This is a genomic window from Chryseobacterium sp. CBSDS_008 (assembly GCF_049959325.1).
Classification (GTDB): Bacteria; Bacteroidota; Bacteroidia; order Flavobacteriales; family Weeksellaceae; genus Chryseobacterium.
In genome coordinates this window covers 1,757,026-1,770,733 of sequence record NZ_CP188202.1, presented here as the reverse complement: position 1 = coordinate 1,770,733, position 13,708 = coordinate 1,757,026, and the positions used below count along the sequence as shown (strand labels likewise).

Genomic DNA, 13,708 nt, shown 5'->3' with positions numbered 1-13,708 from the left:
AAACTATAATATATCTCTAATCATAAAAGTAATTTTATAATAATTTATTAATAATAAATTATCAATTACTCAAATGCTATTAAAGCGTATTTATTGTTTTCTTATTCTTATAAACATGGCCGGTACAATCTCATAACTATAACTATAAATATTTATAGTTAAAAAAATGTTAAGCAAATATAGGAATAAAAAATAAAATATTTCAAAAATGAGAGATTTGTTTTTGCATATATTACAAAAAGATAATATACCGGGAATAAGGTTCTGAAATGTTAGAATTGCCTTTATCAATCTGATAAAACGGCAAAGCGAATTTAAATAAAATTAATCAATATATTGTGATTTAATTTGAATTATTTGTGAATTTTTCCTATCTTTTTGATAAATAAACAGATAGGTATTTTTAAGAATAATTAATATATCTTTTCGAAATTCATAAAAAAAACAGTAAGTGTCTGATATACTTACTGTTTTTTTTGAATATGCTGATCGTTAAGATTTGTCTAATATACTTTTAAAAGTTTATGTTGGGTCAATTACAGATCTATATTCCTTTTGTAGAGTTTTTATGGCCCAATAGATGGTGTTTGTGACTGTCAAAATTAAAAAATACTTAATCCATACTGTTTGGCCAGATCTAAAATCATATGGTAACCTGCCAGCGAATTTCCGTGCTGATCTAAAGCAGGACTGAACACTCCAATTCCTATTTTACCGGGCACACTTACGGTGATGCCGCCTCCGACACCGGATTTGCTTGGTAGCCCCACTGTTCTGGAATACTCACCGCTGAACTCATACATGCCGGCTGTCAGCATCTGTGATTCTACAAGTTTTGCCATATCTGCGTTTTTATAAGTGGAGTCACCATCAAATCTTACACATTGATTGGCGAAGAAGTAACCAATTTTCGCAAGGTCCTCAGCGGTTATTTCAATAGAACACTGCTTGAAGTAGTTGTCCAGCTGGTCTTCATTTCCTGAAATCAGTCCGCTGTTTTTCATGATGTAAAACATGCCGCGGTTGCGGTGGCCGGTTGATTTTTCAGATTCGTAAACGGATTTATTGTAATCTATTGATGGATTTTTGGTAATATACCTTACCATGTCCAGTATTTTCAGAAAAGGGTTTTCTCCTTCTCCTGAAATGAGTGAAGTGGTAAGAATAGCCCCTGCGTTCATCATTGGATTCAGTGGCTTGCCGGTAGTTTCCAGGTTTGAAAAATGGTTGAAAGGTTTATCAGATCCGAAATATCCCATTTTATCAAAGATATGTGCTTCTCCTTTCTCGGTTACGGCTACCATTAATGATATAATTTTGGAAATGCTCTGCATGGTAAATTTCTTACTTACATCACCGGTATTGAATACTTTTCCATTTTTGTCCACTACGGAAAAAGCAATTGCCCTGGCGTCCATTTTTCCCAGTTCAGGAATGTAATCTGCTACTTTTCCCTGGGAGTAATAAGCTCTGTTTTTTTCCAGAATAGTGGTTAATGTTTTTTCTGAAATAGTGGAAATATCTGCTGTTTTCTGCGCGTAAACGATTGTGCTTAAGGAAAGAAAAGCTGCAGTGCAGATTCCTTTTGCAGAAAATAAAAAGCGGTTGTTCTTCATATGGAAAATCTTCAAATAAATTGTTTATTATGATAAGCCTTGAAAAACAAAGATAAATATTTTTACTCTTGTCAGCAATTCTCTCTGGCTGTACTTGCAGATGCCGGGATTTGTAAAAAACACATTGCTTTTTTAATGTTTTTAAATGTGATTAATTTTAATTCAAATTAAATTTATTTAGTAAAATATAAACTAATTAATATTTTTGGTGATTAGTTTTTGTTTTTTTGAATTAAAAATTAGGATTTTATTTGATTTTGAACGTTTCACAACTATAAAAATCAAGATAGGATAGTTTTTTTTGCATAACTAATATATAGGTGAAATAACATATACGCAGGGATTTGTATATATTGTTGAAATTCAATCGTGAAATAATGTTATTTTTTCACGATTAAATGATTTTTGTATTAAATTTTTTATTAATTTGACAAAAAATTAATAACACTTTTTTAATAACTATGAAAAACAACACCTATTTTGGTAGGCAGCACATCTTCAGATGGCTCCTGCTATGTTGGCTTTTGGTGCCCTGGGTACTGCAAGCTCAAGCTCGAATTACATGGACTGAAGAGGTCGGATGCCAGGAATTCCGTGGCGAAAAAGAGGGTCCGGTCCCCGACAACGGGATCGCCAGTTCTTACATCAACTCTGCCCAATGTCTGCGGGTCTGCGAGAAATCAATAGACCCTGTCAAATATCTGGTTCAGGGATCCAATGTTTCTAATGTACAATGGACCGTTTCAGGTGGAACTGCAACAATTTCCGGAACAGGAAACACCCTTGCGTATGTTACATGGGGAGCTGCCGGTAATGGTTCTTTACAGGCTGTTATCACGTACAACGACGGAACTGTTGAAACACAGACGATCTGTATTGAAAAGATCAACAGGCCTATTGCTAAATTTGAATTGTTAAATCTGGATTATACCGTATGTAAAAATACAACGGTGTATTTTGATAACCTTTCTGAACAAAACGGAGGGTCAGATATTGTCAATTATTTCTGGCAGTTCGGAGATGGAGCTACTTCCACTTCCACAGCTTTTGAGCCGTCCCACATGTACACTGCTCCCGGTAATTATGTTGTTCAGCTTACCGTAACCAATAAGTGCGGATGCCAGAGCAAGTTTAAAAAGGAAATCAAGGTACTGAAATCAGATCCTGTACAGATCAACTGTGCTTCTGTAGTATGTGAAGGCAGTGTTGAAAAATACAATGTACAGGATGGATGTAATAAAGGACAATGGAAAGTTATTGGCGGGAATATTGTCAACAATAACGGTAACGAAATCGAGGTAGTATGGGATCAGGTGGATCCGCTAGACGGTTTCGGGTATGTAATGTACATGTCTGAATGTGCCTGTCCTGAGTGGACCACCATTAAAATTCCTGTGGTTTTAAAGAATGCAAAAGTTAAAGGACAGGGTAAAGTATGTGCAGGTAAGCAGTATACTTATTCTATTCCTCAATGGCCAACAACCAGCGTTCAATGGAATGTATCAGGTCCTGCAGGAGGTCAGCTGGTTAATACCCAGCAGAGAAATGAAATTGTTTTCTCAGCCACTCAGCCTGGAATTTACCATCTTGAAGCCACTTACTTCAACACTTTATTATCATGTGAAGGAATTGCTTCTATTGATATCGAAGTAGAGCAGCCGGTAACGATAAGCGGTGGTACTGATGAAATATGTGCAGGAACAAGCCAGGTATTTACAGCTACCCCGAACGTACCTGTTATCTGGAAAATAATGACCGGAGGGTCTACGTTCTCGTCAGGAGTAACGTCCGGGCCGTTTTCTTATACTTTTACAACGCCTGGTACTTATACTATCGTTGCCACCAAGCAAGGTGGAGGTTGTGAAAGCAATTCAAGAATCATTAAGGTATTGCCAATTCCACAGCCGCCTACAGGTACTATTTCAGGAGAGACGAAAGTATGTTCCGGAAAACCTTATGTATATACCATCAGCTCTGTTGATGCAGGAATGGTACCGGTTTGGAGTGTTACCAACGGAACCATCCAGGGTAGTAATGCGGGACCTTCTGTAACGGTTATATTTAATGCAGGTGCTTCATCATATACAGTGTCCGCACAGAATAAATCGATCAGTAATGCGGGATGTCTTTCGGCTCCGGCTTCGTTCAGTGTATCGCCGTTGGATCTTAATACGATTACGGTTAATCCTAATCCGGGCGGACCTTTCTGTCCGAGCAGCACTCAGACTTTCACTGCCAATCTGAACGGTATTGTTCCGGACTTTATGGAATGGACATTTGGAAGTGCCAACTTCGGAAGTGTTGTAGGAGGACAGGGTACCAATAATATTACGGTAAACTTCAACGAAATTTCTACAACAAGCAGCACTACGCTGAACTTAAGAGTTGTAAAATGTGGTGTAACAAAAATTATCAGTATTCCGGTATCTTTATTGCCACTACCTGTGGTGAGTTTCACAAATGTTGGAGGAATCTGTTTAGGTTCCAATCTTACATTCTCTGTGAATCAGGGAATCATTACTTCAGCAACGGGTGTTACTTTCACTTTTGCTAACGGAACTTCATATTCTACAACTTTCAATCCACTTGGAAATTATAGCTTCCCGAATAACGGGTATATCCAGAACGGTTCAGGAAGTAATATTTCCCAAACGGTTACAGTAACTTATACGGGAACTAACGGATGTAACTATAAGCCTACTGCAAGCGCTAACTTTACTATATATCCTGAAACTATTATTACGGTTTCTCCGGTATATAATATCCTGGTATGTGATCCTACAACGATGACACCGTATGTTCTTACGGCTAACAGCTCTACAGGACTTACCAATATTAGTTCATGGCAGTGGTTCAAAAACAATACGCCTATATCAGGAGCTGCAACTAACTCCTATACCATAGGTGGTGCTGGTGCTTTTGGAACCTACAGAGTACAGGCTATTGATATTAATGGCTGTGTGGTTTCTTCACAGAATATTAATGTGAGTCAGCTGTGCCCAAGCAGCGGAACTTGTAATACAGATCCTCAGATCAACTTTGTGGCTACATGGTCAGGCTGTAATACGATTTCTGCTTCAGGTTTAACGTATAACGGAACTCCTGACCAGATTGAGTGGTCATCTGACAGCGTACTTACTTTAACTTCCCCTCAGGGACAGCCTACAGCAACGTATCAGACTACTCTTGCAGGGGCTCATATTGTTTTTGTACGGTTAAGATATGGTGCATGCTGGTACAGCAAAGCCGTAGAAGTAAGAAAGAACTACGAACCTAAATTCAGTGTAAGTACAGTATGCAGTGGAAACGGGTATAATGTGACTTTGTTCAACAGCTCTACTATATTTGAGATCAACCAGTCATCTATTACCTATACATTCACCAGTCCGGGGCAGCCAACCCAAACAGGACAGACGGCTACCTATAACAACCTTGCGCCAGGTACTTATACCTTCACCATGACAATGTCTGCACCAGGGAAACCATCGTGTACAACTACGCAGACTGTTACATTAGCTCCGGTTCCGAATACCGGCTTCCTGGTTCCGGCATGGATCTGTGTACGTGAGCCTATTACATTCACTGCGGCAGGATACAACTCGGCTAATACATACACCTGGCTTTTTGATGGTACAGCGTATGTGGCTTCAGGAGCAGGTGCTACGGTTACTTATAACACTAGTGGTGCAAAGACAGTACAGTTAAAAATCACTACTCCTAACGGATGTGTGTATACTTCACCAGTTGCGAATATTAGCGTGAAAGAAGCGTTCATTGATGGTAATATTTCACCTATTAATGTGGTTGCTTGTGCAGGATCTGTTCCTACACTTGTGTTCAATGGTTCAGTAGGAACTGCCAGCCAGTATATCTGGATGAATGGCTCTCAACCGGTGCCTGGAGCACCAAATTCACTGGCTTTCACTCCTACCCAGTCAGGAACGTACTGGCCGGTATTAGTTTCCCCTGATGGTTGTAGAACAAGCATCATGAGTACTAAAGCAGCAACAGTGACAGTTAAAAATGCTCCATATGTAAATATCTCAGGTAAAGCTAATATCTGTGCAGGATCTTCCACAATATTGAGTGGTCTTGTAACTGATAATACTTTAGAATACCAATGGAAAAAGGCAGGTTCGGTAGTGGTACCATGGACTTCTGCTCCTTATCCTATTACTTATAATACAGGCGCATTAACGGCAGGTACCTATATTTATACACTGGAAGTGAGAACACCGGGTACATCAGGATGTACAAGTTCTAAAAACTTTACAGTTACCGTAAGCAATCCGCCATCATCTATTACTGCCACGTATAGTTTGGCAAACTGCCAGCCTTACAAAATTCAGTTGACTGCATCGGGACCAGCTGCAGGAGATTATAACTGGAGCAATGGAATGTCAGGTCAGACAATCACTGTAAATGAAGGAGGTGCATATCAGGTTATTTATACTGCGCCAAGTGGTTGTAAGGTATCTGCTTCTGTAGAAGTGCCATTAAGTCTTGAAAGCCTGATGTGGGTATTCCCTACAGGATGCTATGACGAATGTCTTAGAGAAAACAATTATATCCTGGGACCAAAAGGCATATTTGACCACCATGACTGGCAGTTATTCGGAAACAATATCCAGAGTGGAAACAATAATTTCATCTTTCCGCTGTATATCAATTATGCAGGAACCTACCAGTTGCAGGTTACTCATTTAGGATGTCTGTATACATCAGGAACCATGAATTACTATCCTGGTAAAGAATGTGGATTTGAAACAGATTGTAAGATCAAAGGAGAAATTAAAGGAATGAAGTGGTTTGGAGATCACTATGCTGTTTATGGTGCCATTTACAACACAGGAAGCCAGCCGATAAGTCTTACTGTTTCAAGTGTTAATGGATACGGAATTTATATGCCGTCTATTATTACGATTCCGGCAGGTGGCGTATATGATATGAATGCTAATCCATTGTCATTCTATCCAAACTCAAACTTCCAGGGTGCTGATGAGATTTTATTCTCTAACGAAACCTGTAAGTTTAGTACCAAAGCGGTAGATCCGGAGTGGATAGGTATGAGAAGCGCCTCAAGAAGCGTTACAGCAGCTGCGGTTTCTTCTCTGAAAATGATCCCGAATCCTGCGAAGGAAAAAGTGAAAATCTCGTATAATACAGGCGATGAAAAATTACTTGCAAAACAGATTATGGTTTTTGATGCCATGGGCAATGTCAAATTCCGTAAAGAAGTGAAAGCGGCTTCCGGAGAGGTAGACGTGGAAGTTTCCAGCTGGTTGCAAGGTGTTTATATCGTTATTGTACAAACGGGAGATACATCATTACAAGGAAAACTAATTAAAAATTAGTAGCTTATAAAGCAGTGTTCTCTTCGGAGAGCACTGTTTTTTTATAGGATGTTATAATTAAATGAATTTTTATGATACAATTAAAAAACAAACTGTGGGGATTGCTTCTTATGATGCCGGTATTATCTTTTAGTCAGGCTTACCAATGGCAATGGGCAAAACAGGCCGGTGGACAATCGGGTTCTGCCGATCCGGGATTTAATTACCAATTTGATGAATCTATCCGGGATATTGTGGTTGATAATAATAACAACACCTATTATCTCGCAAGTGTATGGAGTGGAGATCAGAATCTGAACGGGGTATCTGTTCCTAATTATGGGCTTCGTGATCTTATTTTATTTGCCACAGACTGTCAGGGTAATACATTATGGTCTACCGTTATCGGAGGGTCAGAAGATGGAGAAAATGCCTGGCATATAGAAGTGGATAATAATGGTGGGCTATATGTAATGGCTACTCTTTATAATAATTCATATAGCGGAGATCCAACTGCTGTTCCTATGCATTTTGATGCTAGTCACACAATGCCCTTGTATACCTATTATGATCAGACGGTAGAACCTGCACATAAAGCAGGCTATCTGCTTAAATATAAAACTTCTGATGGGACACTGGATTGGAGCAAGGCTTTGCAGGGAGATGTCAGTTACCTCAGCAGACGCTGCGATGTACAGATGATGTATATGGATTCATCCAAAAATATTCATGCTATTATGGGGTTCAGAGCAGGTACTCATTTAAATGGTTTGATTACGGTGCCTTCAACATTTACCACATCATTTCAGTATTATCTGGTTAAGTTTAACTACGATAATGGGAATATGACCCCTGCAACTCCTTTGTTGCTCCCTCTTACAGGAGGATTAACAGCCGGAGGAACAGATGGGAAAGTGAATCTGCTGTATGATGAAACGTTAAACAGATACTATCTGGCTGGTAAAAGAATGATTGGAAACTATACCAGCAATATGGAAGATTTCACATACAATAATGTTCCGTTTACGAAAAATGCTTATTTACTTGCATTTAATGGCAGTACAGGAGCAGAACTATGGAGAAAAGAATTTGATAACAGCTTACCCGGATTTATGGATGACGAAATTCATTCTGTTACCAAAGCTGCCGGTTCTTCAGATATTTACATTTCAGGACGTTATTTTTCAGGAACGGTTCCTACAACTTTCGGAAGCCATTCCTTTCCTGTACAAAATTATCAGGGGCAGACTCCTTTTGTGATGAAGCTTAATGCTGATGGAGTAGTACAATGGGCAAAAGTTCCGGACGGGCTTACCAGTTTTTCCGCTTACCGTTTCATGAAAGGAAAAATTGCATTGAACGGAAATGAACTGGCATATGCCAAAGGAAGCTGGAATGAAATTTGGGGATCTTTTTCAATGACGCGTCCCAATTCGGATTTGTCGGATCCTTTGTTGGTGCGTTTTAACAAAGATACAGGAACGGTAATTGGTACCGGGGAAATTCACAGTAACTTTCAGGTTCAGGATGAATTTACAGCCATTGCTGTAGATAAAGATGGGAATTATGTATTAGGGGGTCTTTTTCATGACCAGCTGTTTACAGAAACCAATGATAATGTCAATACAATGACAGTGAATGTAACGGGAGGAAAATCCCAGTCTTTTATTACAAAATATTCTAAATCAGCATGCAGCCAGATGTCGGTAGAAGAAACGGCTGCTCAGGCAGGAATACAATTATATCCGAACCCGGTTCAGGATGTGCTTACAATCAGGAGCAGGGAACCTTTGGTTTCTTATGAGATCTTTGGGGCTGCGGGGCAACTGGTAAAACAGGGAACTTTGAATAGGGCGCAGGAACAAATCGTATTATCTTCTCTTCAGACAGGAGTATATTACATTACGCTTAAAACCAAGTCTTCGACAGTAACTGAAAAAATATTGAAGAAGTAAAAAACAAAACTGAAAATTAATAACCTTATATATAAAACAGTGTTCTCCAAAAGAGGACACTGTTTTTATGTTTTATTTAATTAAAGATTGTTCGCAATTTTACAATTTTTTGCCTTCAGGAATCACTTGTTTTGTATAAAATTTTAAAAATGAAAAAATTACTTATCCTATGCGGATTAATGCTTACCTTCTGGTGTAATGCCCAAAACAGAGACCAGATACAAACGGTAAAAAAAATTATTGAAGCCAGCAACGCAATCTATGCTGATCTGGCTAATAAAAATGACGGATCCATCCTTACAAGGTATACCAGTGATGCCTGCCTGTTTCCTCCCAATGCCGAACCATTGTGTGGAAAAGAACACATACTCGGATTCTTTAAAAACGGACCGAAAGTACACGTGAAATTTTCTGTTCAGAATCTCTATGGCGATGGCAAAACATCTGTCACTGAAGAAAGCTTTTATGAAATGACCGATTTAGAAGGTAAAAAACTGGATGATGGAAAAGTGATTGTGATCTGGAAAAACACAAAAGACGGCTGGAAGATGCACCGTGACATGTTCAGCAGCAACCATCCTGCAAAATAGATTAAAAACCTATATTAACAACCTGCTGAAGATCTGTATTATTTTTGATCATCGAAAGCCTGGAAGCAGAAGGAGTGATGTCTGTAAATTTTTTAAACTCTTTAATAAAATGGGCCTGGTCATAATATCCGCAGTCATAAGCGATGGCTGTGAGTGATTGGTGGGTGTTGAGCACCATTTGCAGACTTTTGTTGAATCTGGTGACAGCAGCAAAAGAAGAAGGGCTTAGTCCGATATGGGTAAGGTACAGCTTTTGGATATACCTTGCCGAGAGTCCTGAAACTTGTGCCATAGCAGATAAGTCCAATGTGTACTGATTCATAAAAATATCCTGGCTCAGTGCCTGAACCATTGCAGTTTTCTTTATTCGGGATTCATTTTTTTTCAGCTGTTGAAGCAGATAGCTTTCCAGAACCTTAATTTTTGAGTAAAGGTTATCAGCTTGCATGATCCGATCGTACAAATCTCTGCTTTCCATTTTTGGTACATCATACATATCAGTGGCATAATTGGTAAATTCTGATAAAGGATCAGAAAAAAATAAGGTGCCGGCATACGGATAGAACCTTGCTATAAGGACTGAAGTTCCCTTTGCAGCAGTAAGTCTGGTAGGAAGGGTGAGGTGTCCCAGCAGTTCAATATCCGGAGTGTCTTTTTGTCGGCCATTGATTATAGTAGCCGCAAAACCACCGGAAATATTGATGATCAGATCCACATATCCGCTCGGATAAAATATTTCATCCCTGAGATCCGTATCAATAGTAACAACGGTATAACTCTTTATGTAAGGCGCTAAGCTGGCAGATGGTAAAATTTGCATAGCTGTTATGGGTGTTAATTCATTGATAGATAGTTGAGTCGAAGTTAGGAATAAATGTAATACAAATAAAAAAAGAGAACTTCAAAATAAAAATATCCATATCAAAGGGGTTGGAATTTTTTGTACAAGGTTTTGAATAACCTATTCCGTATTTTTGCAGAGAATTAAGCAGCTAAACAATTAGTTCAAAAATATGAGCAATACATTTTCCGGCAATCCACAGATTGGAGTGGTCTCTTCTTTTTCAGAACTGGTAAATACCCATTTTCAGGGAATTATGAATGCCATTTGCTGGCATAGAAACCTGGCCGGAGATTTTAAAGAAATTGTTTCTAAACTTGAATTAAAAGATCATATTACGGAAGTTTCCCCGGATGATCTCCTGGCATTGAATTTATCAGAAGAGGGAAATAAGGCAAGGGAAATTATTTTAAATGACTTACAGCTACTAACCGATTTTGGAGCTTCTCCGGTTCTTAATCTACTTAAAAAGTATGAGCGGGATGAAGAACTCGGTTTTATTTCAACAGATGTCTACTCCTATCATGTAGACCGTTCACCCATAGGAACCGATACTTTTCTGTGCACTTATCACGGTGCTGCAAGCGATATCATACCCAATGATCACGTTGAACAGAAAATTTTGATTCCTGCAATCCGGGAGCAGCTCAGAAAATTGCACGACGGTCCGGAAGAAGAATTTGAAGATTTTCTGAAAGACTATTTCTTTGATTTGCATTATCAGCCTAAACCTTATGCAGAGCCTGTTAACCTGGGAGTGGGGCATCTTTGGCGGATTGCTGTGGATCATCCCGCACAGGAAGCACTGCCATGTGTTCACAGGGCACCCGTGGAAAACGATGGTGAATATCGGTTGCTGTTGATTTGTTAATGTGCAGATAATAATTCAATTGGATTTTTTATAGTTAATCAATTAAATTAATCAATGCTTTTTATTTTTACGGGAGTAAGTCTACCATTTAATTTTTATTCTGGGAACAACTTTTTTTATTTCCTTTGCAACATTATTTCCTGCTTTTCCCAGTTCGTTGCTAATGTTTCTGACCAGTTTTACCGCTTCATGATTTTTCCCGGGACCATATTGTAAATCATGAACTGTATTATTCCATGTTTTGACGATATCATTATTGGGGCCAAACTGGCCTTTTAAGGCATCTCCAATTTGATTTAATCCTTTAACAATCGTATTATTTTTTCCGAAGCATCCATTATCGCCACCTACACCGTTTGTAAGGCATTTATTTAATTCCCGGTAAGTCAGCTGGCCTCCTGCGCACCCTGCAAATGCATATGGCTGGCCGCCGGTGCTTACTGCACATTCCACTGCTATTTGTGCTTCCGTATTCATATTAAGTTTACTGGCACCATAACAGACAGCAGTTCCCATAAAGGAAACTTTTCCGCCGTTAGCCTGATCTTTAAAGCAGGATACCAGCTGCTTTAACTCCGGATCATTTACTTTGTCGGCAAAACAAAGCGGATACATTTCATAATTATCACCATATTCTTTATAACATTTCATCATATCCTGGGTAATCTGCTTTTCTTTTGAACCACCTAATATACTTAGCATACAAAGACTCTGCTCCTCGGCTGTCTGTGAGTTTTTGGCGCACTTGTAAATTTCAAGCTCTTTTTCGCCTGCCATATGAGTTACCATACAGTCTCCGAATTTTAACTGGTTTAAAGAGCCGTCAAAATTCAATGAATTTTTATAACAATCTACAGCAGTCTGCTCGCTTGTCATCATGACATCCCCAAAAGGTTTTTGCTCATCAACAATTTCTGTAGGAATTGGTCTTAATCCTTCGGCAGTTTGAATTCCTATCTGGTTATCATAAGTTGGTTTTGGAAGATACATTACCGGCCGGGGAGGAACAGGAATGGTAGAATAGCCAACCAGCCGGTATCCGTACCGGTAATCCAATTCAATAATATTTTTATCAAAGTCCAGAAAAAATGCCTTTTGGTAGGGAACCGCTGAAGGCAATCGTAAATAATTAATTCCGGTCTGATCATATACTGCCTGGCCGGCATTTCCCGGATTGCCATCCTGAACAATCACACCTGTACTGTACATCGTAAAAGACTGTCCGTAAGTAGTCAAAAACATTTGGCCGATAGGATAGACCTGCGCAAACAGGATAGAACAGAAACTAATAAGTGAAGCTAGCACACTTAAAACAGATAGTTTTTTAATAATTGTGTTCATGGGACTTATTTTTTGATAAAGTTATCCCGAAGGCAACTATTAAAAAATTACCCTTTTTCGCTATTTTATATAATGGTCAATCCATCAAAAAATAATAGATGATCGTTTCAACAGGTTACTTCAAATTAGCTTTAAAAAACGTTTCCAGTTTATCAAACGGAATCTTATCCAGTTGGTCGTATAAATCTACATGAACTGCATTGGGAACGATAACCAGTTCTTTGGGTTCAGCTGCTGCTTTAAAAGCATCTTCGCTAAAATATCTTGAATGTGCTTTTTCGCCTGCAATAATTAAAACCGGTCTTGGTGAAATTTCTTTGATGTACGTCAAAATGGGCATATTCATAAAAGATAGCGGTGTTGTTGCGGTCCAGGAACCCCTTGAATTGACTGCGCGTTCGTGATAACCCCTTGATGTGCTGTAATAATCGTAATATTCTTTTAAAAACTGAGGTTCGTTTCCTTTTAAATCTGCATTTAATTTGGGACCGTTTGCAAAGGTTCCCGCTTCGGCATCTTTCCAGCGTTGCTCACCCAATTGCTCCAGTGTTTTGGTGCGTTGCTCCAAAGTAACAGCATCATTGTAACCTTTCGACATTACCCTTGTCATGTCATACATTGTAGAAGTGGCTACTGCTTTTACTCTTTTATCAACGGCCGCTGCATTTAAAGCAAAACCGCCAAAACCACAAATACCGATGATGCCAATTTTGTTACGGTCGATGTTTTTCTGTATACCCAAAAAATCCACCGCCGCACTAAAATCTTCAGTATTGATTTCAGGGGATGCCAGGTTTCTCGGTTCGCCGCTGCTTTCACCTGTATACGACGGGTCGAATGCCACCACTGCAAAACCACGCTCTGCCATCTGATTCGCATACAAACCTGATGACTGCTCTTTTACCGCACCGAATGGCCCGCTTATGGCTAAAGCTGCCATTTTCTCTGTTCCGGCATTTTTTGGCAGATACAGATCAGCTGAAATAGTAATGCCGTAACGGTTTTTAAAATTCACTTTCTGTCGTATTACTTTGTCGCTCAGTTGAAATGTATAATGCTCTTTAGCTTCCATCTTTTTTGAATTTAATGTTTTGTTTTGTGCAAATGATGATTGGGAAAACAATAACATCCCTGTTGCAATCAATTGTATGGTTTTCATTT

8 protein-coding genes are annotated in these 13,708 nt (G+C 39.0%); 4 read left to right on the top strand and 4 right to left on the bottom strand.

Annotated elements, in window-relative coordinates:
* Nucleotides 1-602: 602 nt before the first annotated feature.
* Nucleotides 603-1,616 carry a glutaminase A gene (gene glsA / locus ACP3T3_RS07840; RefSeq protein ID WP_426479352.1) on the bottom strand — a complete coding sequence of 338 codons (1,014 nt, stop codon included), beginning with the start codon at nucleotides 1,614-1,616 and terminating at the stop codon, nucleotides 603-605.
* 461 nt (nucleotides 1,617-2,077) lie between these two features.
* Here glsA and ACP3T3_RS07835 point away from each other — a divergent pair, with 461 nt between their 5' ends.
* The 3 genes from ACP3T3_RS07835 (at nucleotide 2,078) to ACP3T3_RS07825 (ending at nucleotide 9,494) form a co-directional block, all read left to right on the top strand.
* Complete coding sequence (locus ACP3T3_RS07835; RefSeq protein WP_426479351.1) at nucleotides 2,078-6,970, top strand: PKD domain-containing protein; 4,893 nt, start codon at nucleotides 2,078-2,080, stop codon at nucleotides 6,968-6,970.
* A 71-nt stretch (nucleotides 6,971-7,041) separates the two neighbouring features.
* Nucleotides 7,042-8,904, top strand: a complete 1,863-nt coding sequence (locus ACP3T3_RS07830; RefSeq protein WP_426479350.1) for a T9SS type A sorting domain-containing protein — start codon at nucleotides 7,042-7,044, stop codon at nucleotides 8,902-8,904.
* Between the two features lie 149 nt (nucleotides 8,905-9,053).
* Nucleotides 9,054-9,494 carry a YybH family protein gene (locus ACP3T3_RS07825; protein ID WP_426479349.1) on the top strand — a complete coding sequence of 147 codons (441 nt, stop codon included), beginning with the start codon at nucleotides 9,054-9,056 and terminating at the stop codon, nucleotides 9,492-9,494.
* A 1-nt stretch (nucleotide 9,495) separates the two neighbouring features.
* Here ACP3T3_RS07825 and ACP3T3_RS07820 read toward each other — a convergent pair whose 3' ends face one another.
* Nucleotides 9,496-10,314, bottom strand: coding sequence for a helix-turn-helix domain-containing protein (locus ACP3T3_RS07820; RefSeq protein ID WP_426479348.1), 819 nt, complete (start codon nucleotides 10,312-10,314; stop codon nucleotides 9,496-9,498).
* Between the two features lie 193 nt (nucleotides 10,315-10,507).
* Here ACP3T3_RS07820 and ACP3T3_RS07815 point away from each other — a divergent pair, with 193 nt between their 5' ends.
* The gene (locus ACP3T3_RS07815; RefSeq protein ID WP_426479347.1) at nucleotides 10,508-11,206 is read left to right on the top strand and encodes a DUF1826 domain-containing protein; all 699 of its coding nucleotides are present in this window, start codon (nucleotides 10,508-10,510) and stop codon (nucleotides 11,204-11,206) included.
* Between the two features lie 81 nt (nucleotides 11,207-11,287).
* Here ACP3T3_RS07815 and ACP3T3_RS07810 read toward each other — a convergent pair whose 3' ends face one another.
* Together ACP3T3_RS07810 and ACP3T3_RS07805 are read right to left on the bottom strand one after the other, a co-directional pair.
* Nucleotides 11,288-12,547 (bottom strand): hypothetical protein, encoded by a 1,260-nt coding sequence (locus ACP3T3_RS07810; RefSeq protein WP_426479346.1) that lies wholly within the window; start codon nucleotides 12,545-12,547, stop codon nucleotides 11,288-11,290.
* Nucleotides 12,548-12,662: 115 nt separating this feature from the next.
* Nucleotides 12,663-13,706: an alpha/beta hydrolase gene (locus ACP3T3_RS07805; protein ID WP_426479345.1), complete on the bottom strand. Its 1,044-nt coding sequence runs from the start codon at nucleotides 13,704-13,706 to the stop codon at nucleotides 12,663-12,665.
* Nucleotides 13,707-13,708 lie beyond the last annotated feature (2 nt).

Excerpts from the sequence above, each read along its gene's own strand:
- ACP3T3_RS07805 (WP_426479345.1), bottom strand. The coding sequence starts at position 13,706 with ATGAAAACCATACAATTGATTGCAACAGGGATGTTATTGTTTTCCCAA.
- glsA (WP_426479352.1), bottom strand. The coding sequence starts at position 1,616 with ATGAAGAACAACCGCTTTTTATTTTCTGCAAAAGGAATCTGCACTGCA.
- ACP3T3_RS07830 (WP_426479350.1), top strand. The coding sequence starts at position 7,042 with ATGATACAATTAAAAAACAAACTGTGGGGATTGCTTCTTATGATGCCG.
- ACP3T3_RS07815 (WP_426479347.1), top strand. The coding sequence starts at position 10,508 with ATGAGCAATACATTTTCCGGCAATCCACAGATTGGAGTGGTCTCTTCT.
- ACP3T3_RS07835 (WP_426479351.1), top strand. The coding sequence starts at position 2,078 with ATGAAAAACAACACCTATTTTGGTAGGCAGCACATCTTCAGATGGCTC.
- ACP3T3_RS07810 (WP_426479346.1), bottom strand. The coding sequence starts at position 12,547 with ATGAACACAATTATTAAAAAACTATCTGTTTTAAGTGTGCTAGCTTCA.
- ACP3T3_RS07825 (WP_426479349.1), top strand. The coding sequence starts at position 9,054 with ATGAAAAAATTACTTATCCTATGCGGATTAATGCTTACCTTCTGGTGT.
- ACP3T3_RS07820 (WP_426479348.1), bottom strand. The coding sequence starts at position 10,314 with ATGCAAATTTTACCATCTGCCAGCTTAGCGCCTTACATAAAGAGTTAT.